The sequence below is a fragment of the Lentibacillus salicampi genome, from assembly GCF_004565465.1.
Classification (GTDB): Bacteria; Bacillota; Bacilli; order Bacillales; family Amphibacillaceae; genus Lentibacillus; species Lentibacillus salicampi.
Genome location: NZ_SRHY01000036.1, coordinates 12,302 through 32,911 on the forward strand (window position 1 = coordinate 12,302; position 20,610 = coordinate 32,911).

Below are 20,610 nucleotides of genomic sequence, written 5' to 3' on the forward strand. Positions count from 1 at the left end.
ATCCAGCTTCTATACAATCAATCCTCATCCCAAAATAATTCATCCAGTGTCCTGGACAATGCTTTACAAATGGATTTGCACAAGCTGAGCGTCGGGTTATATTTGCCCAATTCAATCAGCCCGATCGTCTGTCTCGATACGCCAACACGCTTAGCCAGCTCTTCTTGTGACAAATCATGCTCCGCCCTAGCCACTTTGAGCTTAATGTTTTTCATCATCGTCACCATCTTCATCCATATCTTCCAGCTGCTTAGCCACTGCCTTGTCGCTCTTTTTCTTCATAATCGTGTGGCTGATAATCATCATAAACACCAGAAATGGCACATAAAATATAATAGACACAAAGAAGACAAGGATAAAGTTAAAAATACTGTTCGCGACCCCATCAACGTATGAAATGGTACTGTTCAGAGCAATACCAAATGAACCGACAGCGCCAATCACCGCCCCGACGATCAGGTTTTTCTTCTCCCTGGACATCTTATTCGTCCGATCATGCATCTCCACCTCATCGGAATAGAGTCCGAGCTTCACCGACCGGTAAGAAAAATAAATACCAGTGGCGAGAAAAATCGCCCACTCAGTGAAAGCTGCCTCAATGTGGAAGCCGTGCTGGTAAAACTTAATAGCTGCTGAAATAACACAAATGACCACCACAAGAATATAAATTTCTTTGTAAATTTTATTTTCGAGTGTGGTGATCCGTTCGTCTTTCGAATGGTTTTTCCGAGAAAACATTGGCCTGCCCCCGTTTTTATGTTTTCTCTTATTGTATACTAAAAATAAGCTTTTTGCAATATATAAATTGCAAAAATAACATTATATACGACAATAAAACTATAATATATGTCATAAAAACAAAGACGGACTTCCTAAACAGGAAAAACCCTCTGCACGCCGCACGCTATCCCGACCATTCGCTAAACAAACAGCCGTTCTTCTTGTATAATGACCATGTCATGACGAACAAAAGGGGACTGACAATGGACGGAAAAATTCATGCACTGATCGGCGCCGGAACGGGGGTTGCTGTTGCCCAGTCGACCGGCCAGGACGCCATTAATACAGCTATACTGATGGGCGCCGGTGTGATTGCCGCGCTTGCACCAGATTTGGATACAGCCGGAAAACTCGCCAATAAAATCTCACTATCTCATAAAATGATTCAAAGTTTTGTGCGCTCCACCGGTATTCTGCTGGCTATTTACGCCTGGTTTATGCTAGCCGGGACAGAACAATATATGGGGCTTACGCTAGGGGCTTTTTTGTTATTCATTGCGCCGAAGTTTTCCCAAAAACTGATGCTCTTTATCAGCGGCGCCGCCATTATTGCTGGGGGTATATTGTTATCACAAACATGGGTCTGGCTGGCGGGCGCTTATGTCACCGTTGCTGCGCTCGTATCGCACAGGGGTTACACCCATTCAATAATAGGCTGGCTTTTCTTCAGTCTAGTTGCCTATTATGTCCATACGGAATTTGCAGTCCATGGTCTTTTTTGGACGCTTGTTTTTGCCTACGGGAGCCATTTAGTGGCCGACATGCGGTTTGTACCGGGGAACAAACGCGGAATCAAATTATTGTTGCCGTTTAGCAAGAAGGGGGTTTAGGAGGAGAAAGCGGAGACGGGCCGGTGTTTCGACTTTATCCTCCGCCCTTTTCAGCTGACCGAGTCAAACTAAGCTTCAACGTTTCCTGTAATGTATTGACTTCCTGACGAACTTGAGCGTGTTCCGGTATGTCAGGAATATCAAAGGTCCCGAGTAATCGGTACTGCTCAATAGACTGTGCCATCGTCTCGAATAAATAGATAAACTCCGCCACTTCGGCTTTGGATAATCCTGTTGCCCCACCATTTTCTGCAGCCGTATCCAAGAAATAGCCAAGCTGTTCCATCGAGAAAATTGCCGGCGATAAACGGCTCAAGTAATCGAAATCATTCGGGATTTCACCTAACGATGTGTTGTAAACGGTTCGTAAATTATTTAAATTGGTCTGCATTTTATTTTGCGTACGATGGAAATCCGAAGCTATCGACACACTGTTTTCCGAAAAAATCTTGAAAAATAACTGTGATTGGCTGCGAATGGTTTTAGACATTAAATGCGGCAGGCGGCTTGACGCTGAATGCCGACCGACCAGCAGAACGCCTATAATCCCAATGATGCAGCCAATGATGATATCCGTTATGCGTGCGGTGGCAAAGTAAGATAAATTTTGAATTTGGGTTGTACTTTCAGCCATTAAAATTGCATTCGGTGTGATGAACGTAACGGCGAGTGCATAGTTGCGCACCATGAAGGTTTCTGTGAGAAAGTGAAACATCGCGATTAATAGCACCACAACAATCGGAGCCGGACTGATGGATAAAATCACGACAGCCACTATAATCCCAGTCAAGGTTCCAAGCGAACGCTGAATGGACCGGTGAAACGTACTGATGATGGTAGAACCGAGCATGACAGAACCACACGAAACAGGGATCCAGTATGACCGGTCAAATTCAAACGAAAAGGCAATCAACGCCGCAAGCCCCAGTACGATGGCATATCGTACGGATGTTAAAAAAACAAGGGCGTTTTTATCAAACGCATCCGCAAATTTTTTGATGATTGGTTGTTTCTGTAGATGAACTTCCTGGTCCAAATTGGGAAACGTTTCATGAATAACCGCATTTGCCTCGACTAACTTGGCCAAAAGGCGCTCCTCTCGCGTATTTAATTGTTTCATATCGGGAGCAGTGATGCTTATTGCCGGATGCTTTTTCTGAAGCGCGTCTGTAATCTGTTGCAAGAATACACTCATTTTCGGCGGCACTTCTTTTTTCCCTTCCGCCTCCATCTCCAGGATATCCATCCAAATACCATGTGCTAATTCTTTTAATACATATAACCGCTTGAACGAATCGGTGCTGCGCCAGGAAATATAGCCAGATGCCAATGTGCTTTCAGCATCCTGTAATGAGAATAACGTTTTCTCCTTCATTTCATTAAAATTGGCCGTTCCAATGGATTCCAATAAGGTCGATAGTGCCCAGTAAAGGCGATAAATCGACTTCTTTTCCGGCTCATAAGGATCGGAAAACCATCCAGCCATTGCAACCAGCCAGGAAACGGTGCCACCCATCGCGACCAACCCGGCCCTGAGTAGTGCGGCATCCGGATTCATTTCCATTGCAGATGTCATGGCAAAAATGATGACAAAGAAGATCGATGCCGGCCCCGGGATTTTCAAGGCGCCAAAAACAAACGTCCCGACCCCGCCAATTAGCCCTAATAACACAGAAAATAAAACAGGCGAAGCTGCCGTCAGTGTACCAAGCCCTACAGCGGCGGACAATCCCAGTATAACGAAAAACACCTTTTTTGCCCGATGTTTATACGGTTCATTAAACACATATAATGATGAAAATCCCCCAATTCCGGCAAGTAAACCATATTGGAAATTCCCGAGCAATATGCCAATCATGACGGGAATGGACGCACTTAGCCCAGCTCCAATTGCTCGCCGCCACGGAAAAGGAGTTCTTTTTACCTTTAAAGCATCTTTAATGATCGATGTTGCCACTGAAACTTCCTTCTTTCTCTAAGTGCGTGTTCAAAAAGGAGGATAAAAAGGACCGAGAAGTTCGAGGCAGCGTAGTTTTGGCGGGCGGAATGTATGCATTTAAATACGTGAGTAGCGCAAAAACAAGCCAACGAAGAAATTCGACGTGTCATTTTTACCGGACTTTTTGAACAGCCTCTCTAAGCTGTTTTTTTAGTTTAGTATGTTTGGTGGATGAAGCCCATGTGAGCAGTTTACATGCACGAAGTCACATTGTGTGCAAATAAATGGCATACATATCTATTTTAAAGAATAACTGTTATAAGTCAATTTTTCCCCATCCTGTCACTGGTCATGTATCCCCTGTCTGGCCAGTCTGTCAGCATGGGGGTTCTGTTTTTCCGGGATCCATTTAATGAAAAAATAGGGAAAATGACCTGCTCGCTCATTGATAGCAGCAAGGAGCGGTTTATAGGCAGGATTTTTGATAAAACCGGCCTCAACCGCATTGACAACCAAGCTAGAGTCAGAACGGAAGGACAGAATTTCGCCGGGAAAATCTTTCAGACAAATCTCCAGTCCTTTTAAAACAGCGTGAAACTCTGCCTCATGATTGGACATAGTGCCAAGTGAAAAGGATGTTTCAACTACTCTTCCGTGGACTTTGATATAGACGCCCGCCCCACTGACGCCCGGGTTACCACTCGATGCCCCATCTGTGTATACTTCGATCATTGGTGTGCTCCTTTCTAATAGAGGGCAAACGATTCAGCTATCCTTGTCCTCGCCGTAATAATCCATTTCTGCATAACGCAGTTGCTGCCGGTAACCGTACATGATGTTCCGGACCTTCTTCTCACTTTCCAAGCCTGACCCGATCGCACCTGCGAATGTAGCAATCGAGGTGACGAGCCATGCCAAGTTAACAAGATAATTAAACCCAGCAATTTTCTTCTCCAATCCTGCCACTTCGCTGAAGAGTTCCGGCGGCACGATAAAGGCGACCGCTGTCAGAAACAGTAAAAACAACATGCCATAATAAACACTGACAGCGACCGTTATGGTCAAGAGTGTCGCTGCATTGTACAGCAAGCGCAGTTTTCTTTGGCTTTTGCTGCTTGGTTTTTCCCATAGATTATGAGCAAAAATAATCCAAATCATCATACCAACAACCGCCGTCAGCATCAAGATCCAGAAACGGTTCTGTCCATACGAAGCGCTCAGCTTCCAGAGTGTCGGAAAAACCAGCCCATACGCACCGGTGGCAAAGGCGATTGCCATCACGTGTTTAAATGAGGGGAGAATCGACCAGGGTCTGTTCGCATGGGTCATCCCGAGCAATAACTTTAATCTTCCAAACTGTTTTGGTTTCAGGATGAAGCGTACGTCCGATTTAGCGATTTTCTCCGGTGGCGTCACTTTACGGATAGGAGAAAAGAGAAATCGCTTTTTCAGTAACGTGTCATTTTCAGTGATGCTGCCGTTGTTTTTGGCAGTTTTTCCGTTCACCCTAAAATATAACTCACCGACAACCTGAATAATCGCCGCTTTCACTCTTTGTTTAACAGGGGGGAGGCCGAATGCAGGGACGGATATTTGCGCAACCCCTTTCTGATCGTTAACATCGGCAAGCACAACACCTCTTTTGGAGAAGATAGGCAGGTCTGTCAGACACACCGTATAATCCCACTTGTTGCGTTCTTTTATTTCCTCAGCCCGTTCAATCAGCTTATCCACATTTTCAGCAGCGCCTGTCAACGGATCACGATAAACATTGACCTCCCATGAAATATCGCCGTCAATCATTTCATTGAAAGCTTCGGATAAGCTGCCGGCTAGTTTGGCCGCTATTCTTTCCGGAAGCTCAGGTGCCGGAATTAACCCTACCGTTATGTTTTTCATCAAGTCGAGTGCCCCCTTTCAGTTGGTCTGTCAGGTAGTTTTCCTTTCAATACCATTGCCATTCCCGTTTTTTAAAAGCTAAAACAACCTTGCCGGCCTCCGGAGTCTGGCGTTTTTACCTGATTGCTTAGGAGTCTGGCGTTTTTACTTGATTATTTGGCGTTTTTCATTATAAACAAAACTACCCGCTCTCTGCTTTACGAATGAACCAGATTAGGGTACGATTCATAGTAGGGGTAACATTCTAAATCTTAGCACATATGTAGAAAGTCTTCCGATAAAGAATAGGGTGAGACCGTGAACCTAACGTATTTCCTGTTTTTTCTGTGCATAATCGTGTGCACGTTAATCATTACCTATTGGGCAGCCAAGCAGAGTAAGACGACGAACCAGTTTTATGTGGCAGCAGGCAGTTTAACAGGGATCCAAAATGGGATGGCGATTGCCGGAGATTACATCAGTGCGGCTTCATTTCTCGGAATCATCGGAACCATTGCCATTAGCGGATATGACGGTTTTTTATATGCGATCGGCTTTTTGGTTTCGTATGTAATCGTGCTGTTTTTCATCGCCGAGCCTGTTCACCGGCTAGGCAACTATTCACTCGGGGATGTCGTTTGCTCGCGTTTTCCACGCAATCGGGTGCGCTGGATGATGGCGATTGGAGCACTGGTTATTTCCATCCTTTATATGATTCCGCAGCTGGTCGCGGCCGGTCTCTTGCTCCGGCTGCTTCTGGATATTGACTATTCAACGTCTGTTCTGATCATCGGCAGTTTAATGACGATCTATGTGGTGTTTGGCGGCATGTTCGCCACGTCATGGGTGCAAATTGTGAAAACGGTCGTGCTCATGTCCGGGACCTTTCTTCTCGCCTTAATTGTGTTTTCACGGTTCGACTGGAATATCGCGGAATTGATTGCTCAGGTAAAAACCGGTACACCATTGAAGGAGCAATTTTTTCTACCCGGCAATCTGTACGATGATCCATTGGAAAATCTATCACTGCACCTTGCGTTAATTCTCGGGACGGCGGGGCTGCCGCACATTCTGATTCGTTTCTTTACGGTCCGCAATACAAAAGAGGTCCGCAAATCACTGCTGACGGCCAGCTGGATTATCGGGGCGTTTTACATTATCGCCCTTGTGCTTGGGCTGGGGGCGGTTGCACTGATTGGTTATGAGCCGCTGGTTAGTCTTGATCCGACGGGAAATCTGGCGGCGCCGCTTCTGGCTGGGGAATTGGGCGGTGACTTTCTGATGGCGTTCATTGCGGCCATCGCATTTACAACGATTATTGCGGTTGTTGCCGGCCTGGTGATTTCAGCAACAACGGCTTTTTCACATGATGTCTACTTCCACATCATTAAAAAGGGCCGGACAGCTGAAAAAACACAGCTGCGATCGGCCCAATGGACAGCCTTTGTCGTTGGGTTAATCTCAACCTTGTTTGCGCTCGGTCTGAAAAATATCAATGTAACATTCCTTGTCTCATTGACGTTTATTGTCGCAGCCTCAAGTAATCTGCCGGTGCTTCTATTCACAATTTATTGGAAGCGTTTCACTGAAACAGGCGCCATCGCCGGCATGGCAAGCGGTCTGGTTGCTTCCCTTACGCTTTTGCTACTTGGCCCGCATATCATGAACCCGTCTGGTGGATGGATTCCGTATGAGCCGCTGCTGCCGTTGTCCAACCCGGGCATTATCGCTATCCCGATTGGATTCCTGGGTGCGTTCCTTGGATCGCTGTTAACACAGCCGTCAGTCCAGAGCACAAGGGAATTCCGGCAATTTTACATAAAGGCACAGACAGGGATTGAAACGAGGGACAACCGCTCATGAACTATTTGACACTCATTTTGTTCGAACGTCTGGGATTATTGCTCGTCATCGCCTTTGTCTTGACACGCACTCGTGGGTTCCGATCACTCCTGGACCGCGAATTCAGCAAAACGATGCTCTTGGTCCATGCCTGTGTGTTTGGCCTGTTTGCGATAGCCGGTACGATAACAGGTATTGTCATCGAGGGGGATGCGGCCGCCACTCGTGATTTTATCCTGACGCCTGTCGGTGATGATCAAATGGTAACTGGCTCAAGCCTTGTTGCGGTTGTCATTGCCGGATTACTGGGCGGACCTATTGTCGGTCTGGGGGCTGGCCTTGTTGCCGGTGCACATCTTTTCTGGCTTGGCGGCATAGGGTTTATTGCAAACTGTCTTGTCAATCCGATCACCGGACTTCTGGCGGGGTGGACGGCCCGATTTTTTTCCAATGAGCGGGTCATCTCACCTATGAAAGCCTTATTCATCGGCGTTTTCCCACCGGTGTTACAAATGCACATGTTGTTGATTTTTGAGCCAAATTCAGAGGGCATGATCGCGATTGTGAATATGGTTGGTTTGCCCCTGGTCTTATCGAACAGCGTTTCCATTGCGATTTTTACGGCGATGATCGGCATTGTTCTCAGGGAGCAGGAAGACGAGGCGGCGCTAGCGACGAAACAAGCACTGACCATAGCCGAAGAGGCTCTCCCTTTTTTACGAAAACGTTCATCCCGGGACATGGCAGCTGGAATGGCTGATTTGCTTTATGACCGTCTAGATCTCGCTGCGGTTGCCGTGACAGATGAAAAGGAAGTTCTGGCTCATCGTGGAAAGGGCGGTGATCATCATCGGGAAGGCGATCCGATTGCGGCTATGTTGTCCCGGCAGGCGCTTGATTCACAGCAGATGCAAATCGCCTGGTCCCGTTCAGACATGCCATGCACACACAGAAATTGTCCGTTTGAAGCCGCGATCATCATACCCATCATCAGTACCCGGGAAGCAACAGGGCTGATTACATTCTATTTCGAAAAGGCACAGCATATCCGGCCGGTGGAACTCGTGTTGGCTAGAGGGCTGGGGCAATTGGTTACCAATCAACTCGATACCATTGCAGCAGAAGAACTAAAAAGGCATATGCGTGATGCAGAACTGCGAAACCTGCAGGCACAGATCAATCCGCACTTTCTATTTAATACGCTCCACATGATAGCAGCCTTGTTTCGAAAAGACTCAGAGCAAGCGCGTCACATCACAGTTAATCTGGCTCACTATATGCGCTTTAATATCGGACTCGTCTCAGCATCGCTGGTCCAATTGGAAAAAGAATACAAACACGTTAAAGCATATATCGAAATTATCCAGACCCGCTTTGCCAGCCAGTTAACCATTTACTTGACGGAACCTGGGGATATTTTGCCCGTCCCCATTCCGCCTTCCACGATTCAGCCGCTTGTTGAAAACAGCATCAAACACGGTTTAAAAGATGTCACGGAGGGCGGCAAAGTGCACGTCGTCATGGAAAAACTTAGTAAAAACATTCGAATTGCCGTCAGAGACAATGGATCGGGGTTTCCTGATGACCTATTAAAGGATGCCGGAAAGATTTCGCTGAAAGATAGCCAGAACGGGGGTGCCGGTTTATATAATGTAAACCAGCGTCTGACCAGTCTGCTTGGGGATTCGGCACGCCTGCACATACGCAATTTGCCGGAACGCGGAAGTGAAGTCTATTTTACAATTCCATACCAGGATCATTAAAGAGGGGCATACGCATAAATTTCGCAGCTTTTATCTTTTGAGTTGATATAAACAGCGACGTAACGAAAATTTTAATATAGCGGCTTATGCCACTCTGATTACCGCTAAGTGCTTAGAAACGCTCCGGCAATATACTTGGTGCTCGTCGTGTTGCAAGACTTTTCGAAGTAGCAGCACTCCTCGCAACTCGTAGCGTATTCGGCGGAAGCTTTGGCTCGTCGCTTTCCATGGGCACGGCCTCAGCCTCGGGCCAACACGATGTTGGTCACAAAGGCGTTGCCACAGGACGTGGCGTGCTTAGCCTTTGAACCTTTACGCTTTCCTGCGGGGTCTTCGGACACGTGACTGTTCTGATTGAGTCTACGTATCCGCTGAGAATTGCTCACTCTCGTTTTATTCGATTATAGCGAAAAAAGAAACGTTAATAACCATTTAAACCAGCAGCTGGAATATGCGAGACTCCTGTGGGACAGGCAGGCTAAAACCGCGACGTCCTGTCGCAACGCCTGCACTAGCACGTCGTGTGCGTCGGAGCTAAGAGACCCCACAGCGAGCGAACTTTTGCGAGCGAGGAGGCTCGTGGTGAGCCCACGGAAAGCGAGTATATTCCAGCTGCGTCGCCAGAAAGCTTACCTGAATGCTCTAATAAGATTTTACGTCGCTGTTTATGGATTTTGCGTTAAAAACAAGAACGCCTTAATAAACCTTAAAGAAAGAAGGGATCCCAATGCGAACCATTCATACCATGATCGCCGAGGATGAACAACTGGCGCGGGAAGATATGATCTATCTATTGCAAAAAGAACCTGATGTCGTGATCTGTCCCAGTGCTGAGACAGGCAATCAATTAGTTGACTTGTATGTTGAATATGAACCTGACGTTATTTTTCTGGATGTGCAAATGCCGGAGATGTCAGGTGTAGAGGCAGTCAAACAAATCATCAATCTCGCATATAGTCATCCCCCACTGTTCATTTTCACGACCGCCTATGATGAATATGCGATGGATGCGTTTGAGATTGAAGCCGTTGATTATTTACTGAAACCCTATGACGATACACGCTTTCAAAAGACAATGCGCCGCATCCGCAAACAAATGATACAAACCGGTATAAAACGGGGTGAACACACGGATTCACAAACTGCCCAAGCTCCCGAAAAATTGCTTGTCGATGATGGAGAGCGCATGGTGGTGCTGTCGCCTGATTCGATTTATTATGCCGTCCCATCCAACCGCATGCTGGCCATCCATACACATGATGAAGTGATCGAAAGCCGGATGACATTGCAAGATTTGGAAGACCGTCTTCAGGGGCTGTCCTTTTTCCGCACTCACCGCAGCTGTCTTGTCAACCTGAATTATGTACGGGAGATCACACCATGGTTTAACGGAGCTTATAACCTCACATTAAATGATAATAACCATACGACTTTGCCTGTCAGCCGGTCGGCACGGAAAATTCTGCTCGAAACGTTTAGAAGCTGACCATTCAGCAGTCCATTTTAACTTTTCAGACACAGTGTACAACAATTGGTCCAAAATTCACCTCCGATAAGCCAGGTATCACCTATAATCTATAGTAAGCGCTTACAAATACAGGAGGTGATTTCATCCAACTAAATCCATTCAGCAGGATGTTCATATCCGACACACGGGGAAGTAATCTGGCTGAATTAGGGGGTTCGGACCGACTGGACCTTTTTAACTTAACATGGGGAGGTATTTTGTGAGTACTGTAAACGAATTGAACACAGGTAAGCAGGCCAATGAAACGGTCGATTTTGAAGAAGTGGAAGAAAGCGAACAGTTTAAAAGCTTTATGCAAAACAAGAAAAAATTCATTATACCCTACACTATCTTTTTTCTTATTTTTTACTTTTTGCTGCCGGTGTTGACATCGTACACAACGTTTCTAAATACACCACTGGTTGGTGATATCTCCTGGGTTTGGGTTTTTGCTTTTGCCCAATTTGTGATGACCTGGGTTCTCTGTACAATTTATGTAAAAAAGGCAGCATCGTTTGACAATCAGGCCGATCAGATTATCAAGGATCAGATGCATAACGGGGGTGAATCGTCATGAGTCCAACCGTTATCATTCTATTTCTAATTATAGTTTCGCTGACCCTTGTCATAACGTACTGGGCGTCCAAGCGAACCCAAACAACCGGGGACTTTTACACAGCAGGGGGTGGCTTGACCGGATTTCAGAACGGACTTGCCATTTCAGGTGACTACTTGTCCGCTGCATCTTTTCTGGGAATTGCCGGTTCAATTGCTCTTTTCGGGTTTGACGGATTCTTTTACAGCATCGGCTTTCTCATCGCATATCTCGTGGTGTTATTCTTGGTGGCAGAGCCATTAAGAAATCTCGGGAAGTATACGATTGCTGATATGATTAATGCCCGGTTCGATGCAAAAAAGGTAAGAGGCGCTGCCGCCCTGAGTACGATTACGATCTCCATCTTCTATATGATTGCCCAGCTGGTCGGTGCAGGTGCGCTTATCCAGCTATTGTTTGATATTCCTTATTCGGGGGCTGTTCTGATTGTTGGTGTCATGATGACCATTTATGTCCTGTTTGGCGGCATGATCGCCACCAGCTGGGTTCAGATCGTCAAAGCAGTCTTGTTAATGGCCGGCATGGTGGTCATTTCATTTCTTGTTCTGTTGCATTTTAACTTTAACATCGGTGCCATGTTCAGCGAAGTCAAAACAGCCACCAGTCACGGAGCAGATTATTTAAGTCCGGGATTAAAATATACCGATTCGCTGGGGACGATTTCGCTGATGCTGGCGCTTGTCCTTGGTACAGCTGGTTTACCGCATATTCTCATGCGTTTTTTCACCGTAAAGGATGCGAAAACTGCCCGAAGCTCGGTTGTGACGGCAACATGGATCATCGGCATTTTTTACGTCTTAACATTATTCCTTGGTTTTGGCGCGGCCATTTTTGTCGGCGAGTCAACGATCACTGAGGCCAACCCGGGCGGCAATATGGCAGCACCACTGCTGGCCGAGGCAATCGGCGGTGAATTCTTGTTTGCGTTCATTTCGGCTGTCGCGTTTGCCACCATTCTGGCTGTTGTTGCCGGTCTTGTTCTATCCGGCGCATCAGCATTTGCCCATGATTTATACGGACAGATTATTAAAAAAGGCAAAGCATCCGATCAGCAGCAAATGCTGGCAGCCCGCTATGCAGCTTTAGCGGTATCGGTACTCTCGATTGTCCTGTCATTGTTTGCGCAATATCTGAACGTCGCATTCCTTGTCTCCCTGGCCTTTTGTATTGCAGCCAGTGCCAACTTGCCGGTTATTCTTTACACGGTCTACTGGAAACGCTTCAATACGGCTGGTGCTGTTACGGCCATGCTGAGCGGTCTTTTCTCAGCTTTGATTCTTGTGTCCATGAGTCCAAGTGTGTTCTCGCCAGTTGAAGGGGCGGCTTTGTTTGTTGGGGATCCGATTTTCCCACTAACCAACCCAGCTTTGGTCTCAGTGCCAATCGGGTTCCTTGGTGGCTATCTCGGCACAATTTTTTCGAAAGAATCAGATGTGAAACGATATGCCGAAGTGAAAGTCAAAGCGAATACAGGCTATCGGGAAACAGGAAGTTAAGTTCCAAGAAAAGCGACTGCAGTGCAGCAGTCGCTTTTTTAATGTGTGTAGGGGGCGGATGCGCGGTGTTGATGCGGTGGATTGGGTAAGTTAGGTGGTGGTTGCGAAATGATGCGATGGCTGCGCGACTGGAGATGCTACCACGCAAAGCTGGAGCGGTAGTCGCTCGATTCCCGGTCCCAGTCGCTCGATTTAAATCGCCTTTCGCCTCCCGCGACCATTCATTCTCAAATCCACAGTCCGAAAGCAGCTGCTCCAATTCCTGTAACAATAGACGCCGCTACATATCCACCGGCTGTTTTCACCTCGCCCGACTGCAGCAATGAAACCGTCTCGTGACCAAAAGTGGAAAAAGTCGTAAACGCACCACAGAAACCCGCTCCCCAAAAGAGCCATAGCCCGTCACTGATACCATTTTCCAAGTAAAGACCGGCAAGCAACCCGAGTAGAAATGAGCCGGTCAAATTCACAATCCAAGTACCTAACGGAAATAACGCGGTATACCTATTTTTAATAAAATCACTAATCAAATAACGCGCAGCAGCACCTAACGCGCCACCGAGTCCAATTAGCCATATCATCCGCCACCACGCCCTTCCCCACTATAAGCAACTGCAAGCTTGAAACCTGCACATGCCATTAGAACGCCGCCAATCATACTGGCCATAATATAAAGAACACCCTGAACAATCAACCCTTCCTGAAATAGTTGAAATGTCTCCAGTGAAAACGTTGAAAAAGTCGTAAATGAGCCCGTAAACCCCGTCCCGATTAACAGTGCTACTTCAGGTCTTATATTCGCTCGTTGACTCACGAACGTCAGAAACCAGCCAAGGAAAAAGCATCCCATTAAATTGATCACTAACATATTCAACGGAAAGTCAGATGTAACAATCCACTCGCCCAGCGCATACCGGGCGATTGCGCCAAAAAATCCGCCGGCCATGACCAGCAGTACATGCATACCAACCACCTGCTTCATACTTCTATTAACTACAGAGTATACGTTATGTCGTCACATTTTAACAACTATCAATAAAGCGAACTTCATTCAGCTGGGATTTTCTTTATTCCCCACGGACTGTGAACGCGCATCCGATTCCATACTTGCCCTTTCACGATCAGCCATGTCACTGAATTCATCTGCAACCGTCCGATTCCGGCCGGCGCCGTAACCAGAGGCAGCCATCAGCACCGTTACCACAAGCACCATTACGAGCGGTATCTGCCAGCCTGATGTGATATCATTTAACGAACCTATCACAATTGGCCCCAATGCAGCCAAAAAATAGCCAAGCGCCTGTGCCATACCGGATAGTTCCGCCGCCTGTTGCGGGTCATTTGTCCGCATACCCAAAAAGGCAAGCGCCAACGGAAACAATCCCCCCGTGGAAACACCCAGTAAGGTGACACTTGTGATCATGATAACGGTGGATTCACCGAACAACAACCCTGCAGTCCCGGCAAACGCCAGTAAACAAACACTAACTGTCAGGCCGCGTTGTGATTTGAACTTTCCCGCAAGCAATGGCAACAGGCTGGCCGGGAGCCCGATGAATTGCGCATAAGACAACATCCAGCCCGCCGTCCCGCTTCCTGCCCCATAGTCTTGCAAAATAGCCGGAAGCCATGCAATGACAACATAATACAAAAATGCCTGCAGGCCCAGAAAAACAGCCACCTCCCAGGCAAGCCGCGATTTCCACATCCGCAGATCGCTGGCCCCCACATAATGAACGCTCACTTCATTGGCAGCCCGGCGCCGTTTGACAAAATAAACCCAAATGACAATGCCTGCTGCGGCTGGAAGGCCCCAGAGTGCGAGGGACCACTCCCATCCAAGCCCGACACTATCAGCGAGCGGTACACTGACACCGGACGCCAGTGCTGCGACAAGTCCCATGGCAATGGAATAGACACTCGTCATGTGCGGAACCCGATTCGGGAACCTTTCCTTAATAACACCAGGCAGCAGAACATTAGAAACTGAAATGCCCAGGCCGATCAGCAATGTCCCACCAAAGAGGAAAAGCACCATCGGTATTGACCGCGCTAATATGCCAACCAAAAGCACCCCCATTCCAGCGATGAGGACAATTTCATTCGAGTACCTGTTGCCTAGAATGGGCGCAACCGGCGACATCACCGCAAAGGCAATCAGCGGCAAACTGGTCAGAACCCCGACACTCCAGCTGGCAAGCCCCAGATCTTCGCCGATGACATTTGCCAACGGGCCAACAGAGGTAATCGCCGCACGCAGATTAAACGCAATCACGATAATCCCGGCCACAAGCAAAAACTGATTATAGCGCTTCATATCCTCAAACTGATAGATCCTCATTAAAAAATGATGCTCCTTCCTCTCTAACAGATTCCACACGCATCATGTCACAAATCGATTTCTTTTGTACTCATACTATTCCATAAGACAGGCGTACTCAAACAAAAATCTTTCTTTCAAGTCATATAAAGGGCCAAACGGATTCATTTAACGATTCGAGTGAAGCCAAACATTCCCCCTTACTATTTTCTTCAGTTTGTAGTATCATTTATCATGCAAGAATTTCTGAATACGACAAAGGAGGTGAATACAGATGGTAATTGAACTATTGTACGAGCTGTTTACGGAGACGTCGCCCTTTTACCTTTATCTTAGCATGGTTCTTTCCGCTATGGCTGCGATTAAACTTATCCAGTTCGATCATTTGCACGAATTCACTGGCCATGGGCATGTATACAAACGAAAGACCCATGCCATTCAAATTCACTCCGCCCCTATCCAGGAGCCCATCGGAGAGGCGACAGAGATCATGGACTGGATTGTGAAAATGGCCAAACGGATTGACGCGCCGGATGATGATAAGGACGACCATGCCTTCTCTTTTTTCAAACCAATGATGAAAAAACGAGGAGGACAACTATGGAACGACAATCTGTGTTCACTTTCACGAAAAAATATAGCCTAATCACGCTGATTATTGTCATTTTCCTGGCCGGCTGCGGATCGATTAACGAACCGATCAATGCTGATACGGAAGGATTTTTCAATCACTTTTTTGTCTACAATTTTTCCTTATTGATTAAAGGAATGGCATCTTTTTTAAACGGCAGTTACGGTTTGTCAATCATCTTAATCACGCTCATTATCAGACTTGCTGTCATGCCGTTCATGCTGAAACAGACGAGAAGCAGTCTGGAAATGCAGGATAAAATGAAAGAACTCAAGCCAGAAATGGATGAGATCCAAAATAAATATAAGGACAAGAAAGACAAAGAATCCCAAATGAAGATGCAGCAGGAAATGATGCAGTTGTATCAAAAGCACAATTTTAACCCGCTGGCATCTATGGCCGGATGTCTGCCGCTTGTGATCCAAATGCCGATATTAATCGCCTTTTACTATGCGATTCGCCGGACACCAGAGATTGCGGCACATCAATTTTTGTGGTTTGACCTTGGACAAACCGACATATTGCTGACGATCCTCGCTGTTGTGATCTATTTTGTCCAATTCAGAGTTTCACAAATCGGCCTGGATCCAAAGCAGAAAAAACAAATGGCTATCTTTGGCATGCTGTCGCCGATCATGATTGGCGTTATTTCCCTGAGTGCACCAGCAGCACTGCCGCTGTACTGGGCCGTCGGAGGTTTGTTCATTATCGGGCAGACACTTATTTCCAAGAAGATTTATTTAGCGCATAAAAAAAAGACGGCTGAAACGTCCTGAAACAACAAGGAGATTGCACGCAGGCAATCTCCTTGTTGTTATATGATCTTCACGCATTCATCGATCCTTCACCACCCGGTTCGATCATCGACTGGTAAATGTCATCGAGCGACCATGTTTTTCCTTTTTCATCTTTATAAACAACGTGCTCACGTTTAAAATGAAGCGGCGATTCCAGTCCAGCGGCTGCTGCTACCCGGAACAGCCCTTTCCGCATCGTAATCAGATAATTGGCGGTACGGAATTTCTTCTCGTCAATGACCAATGCTTTTTGCAGGTCTGGATCGGTTGTGGCAACCCCAACCGGGCAGACATTGGATGCGCATTTTAACGTCTGGATGCAGCCGACCGTCATCATAAAAGCGCGTGCGATATTGACCATATCTGCACCCATCGAGAGGGCAATAGCTACCTTGTCAGGGGAGTACAGCTTTCCGGAAGCGATGACTTTCACCTGGTCCCGAACGCCATATTTTTTTAACGAATTGTCAACCAGCGGCAGCGCGGATTTGATCGGCAGCCCAACACTGTCCGTCAGTTCCTGATACGAAGCCCCTGTGCCGCCTTCACCACCATCTACCGTAATGAAATCTGGCCCTTTTCCGGTATCCCGCATTTGCTTTGCGAGATCGTCCGCTTCAAACTGACTCCCCACCACAATTTTCATGCCAACCGGTTTGCCGGAATGTTCCCTCACACGTTCAATAAAATCAAACAACGAGGACAAATCATCGAATTCCGGAAACCGGTTCGGACTGTCGATGGACGTGTACGGTTCGACCATACGAATCCGGGCAATCTCTTCGGTCACCTTCTCGGCATCGACGTGGCCGCCGCGCGTTTTCGCACCCTGGGCCAACTTCACCTCAAATGCCTTCAGCTGTGAGATCTCGCTTTTTTCCTTCAGTTCATCCCAGTTGAAGTGGCCTTCCTGGTCCCGGAGTCCAAACAAGCCGGGCCCAATCTGCATGATAATGTCAACGTCGCCTTTTAAATGATAATCCGAGAGACCGCCTTCTCCTGTGTTCATCCACGTCCCTTGGGCAATCCCGAGCCCTTCCGATAATGCCGTAATAGCCCGTTCACCAAGCGATCCATAACTCATCGCCGACATCCCAATCTGACCACGGACTCTGAACGGCTCCCGACAGCGGTTTTCCCCGATAACAATGGTATCTTCCTTATCAAGCAAGTAAGCCGACGACCGCTCTTCCTCCAAATGCTCTTCCCGCTGTGTGAATAACGGATCCTTGGTCAGCAGGTAACGATTCGTCGTCACTTTTGTGGCATTGTCCATGCGCAGTTCCTCCGTCAATTTCGGAAACATGCTATTCCGGATATAATAGCCTTCCTTTTCGAAGTCCCGCTGTGAGCCAAAACCTGTCACATCCCGCTTATATTTCGCCTTTCGCACAATATGCTGGAACTCACCACGGGAAATCGGCTTGCCTTCACGGTCATTGTTGAAAAAGTACTGCCGTAGTTCCGGACCGATTTTTTCAAAAAAATAACGCACCCGTCCGACAACCGGATAATTCCGAAGCACCGGATGCTGGCGCTGCGTACGGTCAACGAAGTATATGTATAGACCAATAACCAGAAGTATCAGGACAACAATTGTAGCGATGACAAACCCGATAATGGTCATGATATTTGCTGCATTCATGTGTCTAGTCCCCACCTTTTATATAAACTTGATACAAGTAGGGTGTGCCATTCACCATAAAATTATCCATCAATCCGCTATTCTGGGTTATTTGAAACATAAAAAACAGCAATGAATGGCTCATTTCGGGTATGCGGTATACACAAGCCCTTTAATGCTGATCGATGCCCATCCTGCCAACTTAATCGAACGTGGAAAAAGTAAAAGGTTCAGCCGGTAACCGACTGAACCTTTTCAAATAGATCATGAAAAACTTGAACGCAACAACCCCATCATGATGGTGTCATAATACGCCCCGTCAACGTATTCATTTTCCCTGAGACGCCCTTCAATCTCGAAACCGCATTTTTCATAGGATTTAATCGCGCGTTGATTGCCGCCCCATGTATCAAGCTGAATGCGTCGTAAATTAAGACTGTTAAACAAGTGGCGTACCAGTGTATGGATAACATCCGAACCATAGCCCTGATTCCAGTAGTCACGCTCACCGATTGACAAACCGATCGTTGCTGTTCTGGTGACGAGGTTTACATCGCGGTAATCACATTTGCCGATATGTTTGCCATCTGTTAATGTATAGACCGAAAACACACAGCCTTGCTGTACGTCCACTGTCGTCAGGTTTTTTTTATAGAATGCTTCCATTGTTTCAAGCGGCGTGTTGTTGTACTGAAATGAATCCGAACCCGCCGCCAGATTGGCAATCGCCTCATTATTCCGCCATTTGTATTGATTCTTTAAATCCTCTTTTGTTACAGGTCTAAGTTCTGTTTTTTCGCCTTTTAACAATGTGATGCCTGCCTTTCAATGAATTTGCCGAAATTCCATTTATGACATAACGACCCTCTTGAAAACCTGATTTAAACATAAGCATCACACCCTTCTTGTTTATTATGGACATTATAGCATAAGAAAAGCTGAATGAAAGAATTGATTCGCTGAACAACAGGAGGAATTCGTATACCTCAACATTTTACTAATTTCTTCATCAGATAGGATGGTATTATCACCCTTTGAAGCCCTCCCTCTATTTATTTCGACTTTCTTAAAATATCGCTGTTTTTCTCACTTTTCCTACCACATTTGATGAAGCCATCTGATAAGGATGAAGATTATATATCAATAATGGAAAAATATGGAATTGTCTAGTTAATCCTAATACACTTAGCGCCCATATTTCTGAAAACTAAGAAAAGTATATCATATGATCGCACCTTTGGATCTCCACATTCAACATGGTGGTGGACCCTCCCATATCTCTCGGCGTCTTGCGCGTAAATTCCTTAGTTCAACCTTACCATGTGTGGATGCCGGAAATGCTTTTTAAGTGGGTCTATGCCCTAACGGAGTAAATATCGACCGGCTAATCCGTGCTTCAATTGTCGTAGAATCTAGATAAATAGACAGCGTACGTTCTTTTCGTATAACTTCCACAATTCCTGTAAATCATTCATTATCTGGTTTTGTTGGGGGGCATAGCCTGTTCTACAAGCCATCCCAATATACATCATCACATCAAGCATTAATCAACATTGATACGTTTTATACCGGCAATCTGATCATTTTCACAACCTATACCTATCTAATCAAGCTACCTCCTGCAGGGATGTCAATTGGGGAATATCCCTCATCATACGCTCTCCATCGAATGCACAGTTGCGAGTTCCCATGACATAGAAGATCTTGATGAGTTTCCGGCCAAGTGCTACAAACGATTCCTTACCTGTCAGCGGGTTGCTTGGTCGATGTTTATAATAATGATGCAGCTGTTTAAATCCTTCATTATTAGCCGATAAAGGGCGTGCAGCCAAGTATAGTATGGATCTTAAGCGTCGGCGGCCACGTTTCGTAATCGTTGTTTGACCCTTAAAAATGCCCGACTCGTTCAGCTGAAGATTAAATCCCGCTAATTTAATGATTTGGCGTGGATCTTTATAATTGGATAAATCGCCTACTTCAGCGAAAAAACCGGCAACGGTCATGACGCCAATCCCTTTTATCGCGATCATTTCACTGGCTCCTGGAACTTGGAGAACAAGTTCTTCCAATCGTGCTTCATGAGCCCCGATACGTTCCTCTATAGCCAAATATTGATCAATTAGGTAGCTGAGTTCTTCTCGCGCCATTGTCAATCCAACGGTGAGACCTACACTCGTTTCGGCCGCATGCTTAAGTTCCTGAACACGTTTGATTCCAACCCCCCGTTTCGCCGCCTGTTTTACTTCCACCATTAATGCCTCTTCCGAACAGGATACGATATCTGCCGGCAGATAGCCTTTTTTCAAAAAGTGAATCGGTGTTTTCTTAGTCCAATCTTTAAAAACGGTTGTAAACTCTGGAAAATAACGATCCAGCGCATTTTGTACTTGTGCTTTGATTGATGACAAATCTTTTTGCATCATGTCGTGAAGTTTCATCCCTTCACGCAATTCAGCATAAATGCCTTCAAGTAAAATTGGCTCATGATAGCGTCCTGCACGTACTACCTGTGCAATCACTTTCGCATCTTTGGTATCATTTTTAGTTGGTGAGTCATCATCCAACTCTTTTGTGCGTTTGACTTTCG

At 46.4% G+C, this 20,610-nt stretch carries 19 protein-coding genes; 8 read left to right on the forward strand and 11 right to left on the reverse strand.

The genetic code is table 11. The annotated features are described in order from the left end of the window. Window positions 1-17 precede the first annotated feature (17 nt). Together E4U82_RS15300 and E4U82_RS15305 are read right to left on the reverse strand one after the other, a co-directional pair. Window positions 18-215: a helix-turn-helix transcriptional regulator gene (locus E4U82_RS15300; RefSeq protein ID WP_135111029.1), complete on the reverse strand. Its 198-nt coding sequence runs from the start codon at window positions 213-215 to the stop codon at window positions 18-20. Continuing rightward, entirely contained in the window at window positions 202-738 is a 537-nt protein-coding gene (locus E4U82_RS15305; RefSeq protein ID WP_135111030.1) for a DUF6773 family protein, read from the reverse strand. Before E4U82_RS15305 ends, E4U82_RS15300 begins: the two co-directional genes overlap by 14 nt. Before the next feature lie 245 nt (window positions 739-983). Between E4U82_RS15305 and E4U82_RS15310 the strand changes: the two genes are divergently transcribed. Beyond that, window positions 984-1,610, forward strand: coding sequence for a metal-dependent hydrolase (locus E4U82_RS15310; protein WP_167751446.1), 627 nt, complete (start codon window positions 984-986; stop codon window positions 1,608-1,610). Between the two features lie 34 nt (window positions 1,611-1,644). Here E4U82_RS15310 and E4U82_RS15315 read toward each other — a convergent pair whose 3' ends face one another. The 3 genes from E4U82_RS15315 to E4U82_RS15325 all read right to left on the reverse strand — a co-directional run bounded on the left by E4U82_RS15315 (window position 1,645) and on the right by E4U82_RS15325 (window position 5,451). Continuing rightward, on the reverse strand, window positions 1,645-3,567 hold the full coding sequence (locus tag E4U82_RS15315) for an FUSC family protein (protein ID WP_135111034.1): 1,923 nt from the start codon (window positions 3,565-3,567) through the stop codon (window positions 1,645-1,647). 324 nt (window positions 3,568-3,891) lie between these two features. Then, window positions 3,892-4,281 (reverse strand): ribonuclease HI family protein, encoded by a 390-nt coding sequence (locus tag E4U82_RS15320; protein ID WP_135111035.1) that lies wholly within the window; start codon window positions 4,279-4,281, stop codon window positions 3,892-3,894. A gap of 33 nt (window positions 4,282-4,314) precedes the next feature. Then, on the reverse strand, window positions 4,315-5,451 hold the full coding sequence (locus E4U82_RS15325) for a hypothetical protein (RefSeq protein ID WP_135111036.1): 1,137 nt from the start codon (window positions 5,449-5,451) through the stop codon (window positions 4,315-4,317). 294 nt (window positions 5,452-5,745) lie between these two features. Here E4U82_RS15325 and E4U82_RS15330 point away from each other — a divergent pair, with 294 nt between their 5' ends. The 5 genes from E4U82_RS15330 to E4U82_RS15350 all read left to right on the forward strand — a co-directional run bounded on the left by E4U82_RS15330 (window position 5,746) and on the right by E4U82_RS15350 (window position 12,651). Then, a complete protein-coding gene (locus E4U82_RS15330; protein WP_135111038.1) occupies window positions 5,746-7,290 on the forward strand; it encodes a solute symporter family protein in 1,545 nt (514 codons plus the stop codon). Next, on the forward strand, window positions 7,287-9,032 hold the full coding sequence (locus E4U82_RS15335; protein WP_135111039.1) for a LytS/YhcK type 5TM receptor domain-containing protein: 1,746 nt from the start codon (window positions 7,287-7,289) through the stop codon (window positions 9,030-9,032). Before E4U82_RS15330 ends, E4U82_RS15335 begins: the two co-directional genes overlap by 4 nt. A 727-nt stretch (window positions 9,033-9,759) precedes the next feature. Beyond that, window positions 9,760-10,518 carry a LytR/AlgR family response regulator transcription factor gene (locus E4U82_RS15340; protein WP_135111041.1) on the forward strand — a complete coding sequence of 253 codons (759 nt, stop codon included), beginning with the start codon at window positions 9,760-9,762 and terminating at the stop codon, window positions 10,516-10,518. 241 nt (window positions 10,519-10,759) lie between these two features. Next, on the forward strand, window positions 10,760-11,116 hold the full coding sequence (locus E4U82_RS15345; RefSeq protein ID WP_245183609.1) for a DUF485 domain-containing protein: 357 nt from the start codon (window positions 10,760-10,762) through the stop codon (window positions 11,114-11,116). Further along, the gene (locus tag E4U82_RS15350; RefSeq protein ID WP_135111043.1) at window positions 11,113-12,651 is read left to right on the forward strand and encodes a solute symporter family protein; all 1,539 of its coding nucleotides are present in this window, start codon (window positions 11,113-11,115) and stop codon (window positions 12,649-12,651) included. The genes E4U82_RS15345 and E4U82_RS15350 overlap by 4 nt, the downstream gene beginning before the upstream one ends. A gap of 227 nt (window positions 12,652-12,878) precedes the next feature. Here E4U82_RS15350 and crcB (E4U82_RS15355) read toward each other — a convergent pair whose 3' ends face one another. The 3 genes from crcB (E4U82_RS15355) to E4U82_RS15365 all read right to left on the reverse strand — a co-directional run bounded on the left by crcB (E4U82_RS15355) (window position 12,879) and on the right by E4U82_RS15365 (window position 14,992). Next, window positions 12,879-13,232, reverse strand: a complete 354-nt coding sequence (gene crcB, locus E4U82_RS15355; protein WP_135111044.1) for a fluoride efflux transporter CrcB — start codon at window positions 13,230-13,232, stop codon at window positions 12,879-12,881. Beyond that, window positions 13,229-13,615 (reverse strand): fluoride efflux transporter CrcB, encoded by a 387-nt coding sequence (crcB, locus tag E4U82_RS15360; protein ID WP_135111046.1) that lies wholly within the window; start codon window positions 13,613-13,615, stop codon window positions 13,229-13,231. Before crcB (E4U82_RS15360) ends, crcB (E4U82_RS15355) begins: the two co-directional genes overlap by 4 nt. A gap of 87 nt (window positions 13,616-13,702) precedes the next feature. After that, window positions 13,703-14,992: a CynX/NimT family MFS transporter gene (locus E4U82_RS15365; protein ID WP_135111047.1), complete on the reverse strand. Its 1,290-nt coding sequence runs from the start codon at window positions 14,990-14,992 to the stop codon at window positions 13,703-13,705. A gap of 253 nt (window positions 14,993-15,245) precedes the next feature. On the opposite strand from E4U82_RS15365, the gene E4U82_RS15370 reads away from it, so the two are divergent. Next, complete coding sequence (locus tag E4U82_RS15370; protein WP_135111049.1) at window positions 15,246-15,617, forward strand: hypothetical protein; 372 nt, start codon at window positions 15,246-15,248, stop codon at window positions 15,615-15,617. After that, window positions 15,572-16,378, forward strand: a complete 807-nt coding sequence (yidC, locus tag E4U82_RS15375) for a membrane protein insertase YidC (RefSeq protein WP_135111050.1) — start codon at window positions 15,572-15,574, stop codon at window positions 16,376-16,378. The genes E4U82_RS15370 and yidC overlap by 46 nt, the downstream gene beginning before the upstream one ends. A 49-nt stretch (window positions 16,379-16,427) precedes the next feature. Here the strand turns inward: yidC and E4U82_RS15380 are convergent, their stop codons facing one another. The 3 genes from E4U82_RS15380 to E4U82_RS15390 form a co-directional block, all read right to left on the reverse strand. Further along, a complete protein-coding gene (locus E4U82_RS15380) occupies window positions 16,428-18,044 on the reverse strand; it encodes an FMN-binding glutamate synthase family protein (protein WP_135111052.1) in 1,617 nt (538 codons plus the stop codon). Window positions 18,045-18,287: 243 nt separating this feature from the next. Then, window positions 18,288-18,833, reverse strand: a complete 546-nt coding sequence (locus tag E4U82_RS15385) for a GNAT family N-acetyltransferase (RefSeq protein ID WP_135111053.1) — start codon at window positions 18,831-18,833, stop codon at window positions 18,288-18,290. 797 nt (window positions 18,834-19,630) lie between these two features. Beyond that, the coding region (locus E4U82_RS15390) for a transposase (RefSeq protein WP_135111054.1) at window positions 19,631-20,610 on the reverse strand (980 nt) is incomplete at its 5' end.

Coding starts and splice junctions, on each gene's coding strand:
- E4U82_RS15300 (WP_135111029.1), bottom strand. CDS start 215: ATGAAAAACATTAAGCTCAAAGTGGCTAGGGCGGAGCATGATTTGTCA.
- E4U82_RS15305 (WP_135111030.1), bottom strand. CDS start 738: ATGTTTTCTCGGAAAAACCATTCGAAAGACGAACGGATCACCACACTC.
- E4U82_RS15310 (WP_167751446.1), top strand. CDS start 984: ATGGACGGAAAAATTCATGCACTGATCGGCGCCGGAACGGGGGTTGCT.
- E4U82_RS15320 (WP_135111035.1), bottom strand. CDS start 4,281: ATGATCGAAGTATACACAGATGGGGCATCGAGTGGTAACCCGGGCGTC.
- E4U82_RS15335 (WP_135111039.1), top strand. CDS start 7,287: ATGAACTATTTGACACTCATTTTGTTCGAACGTCTGGGATTATTGCTC.
- E4U82_RS15340 (WP_135111041.1), top strand. CDS start 9,760: ATGCGAACCATTCATACCATGATCGCCGAGGATGAACAACTGGCGCGG.
- E4U82_RS15350 (WP_135111043.1), top strand. CDS start 11,113: ATGAGTCCAACCGTTATCATTCTATTTCTAATTATAGTTTCGCTGACC.
- crcB (WP_135111044.1), bottom strand. CDS start 13,232: ATGATATGGCTAATTGGACTCGGTGGCGCGTTAGGTGCTGCTGCGCGT.
- crcB (WP_135111046.1), bottom strand. CDS start 13,615: ATGCATGTACTGCTGGTCATGGCCGGCGGATTTTTTGGCGCAATCGCC.
- E4U82_RS15365 (WP_135111047.1), bottom strand. CDS start 14,992: ATGAGGATCTATCAGTTTGAGGATATGAAGCGCTATAATCAGTTTTTG.
- E4U82_RS15370 (WP_135111049.1), top strand. CDS start 15,246: ATGGTAATTGAACTATTGTACGAGCTGTTTACGGAGACGTCGCCCTTT.
- yidC (WP_135111050.1), top strand. CDS start 15,572: ATGGAACGACAATCTGTGTTCACTTTCACGAAAAAATATAGCCTAATC.
- E4U82_RS15380 (WP_135111052.1), bottom strand. CDS start 18,044: ATGAATGCAGCAAATATCATGACCATTATCGGGTTTGTCATCGCTACA.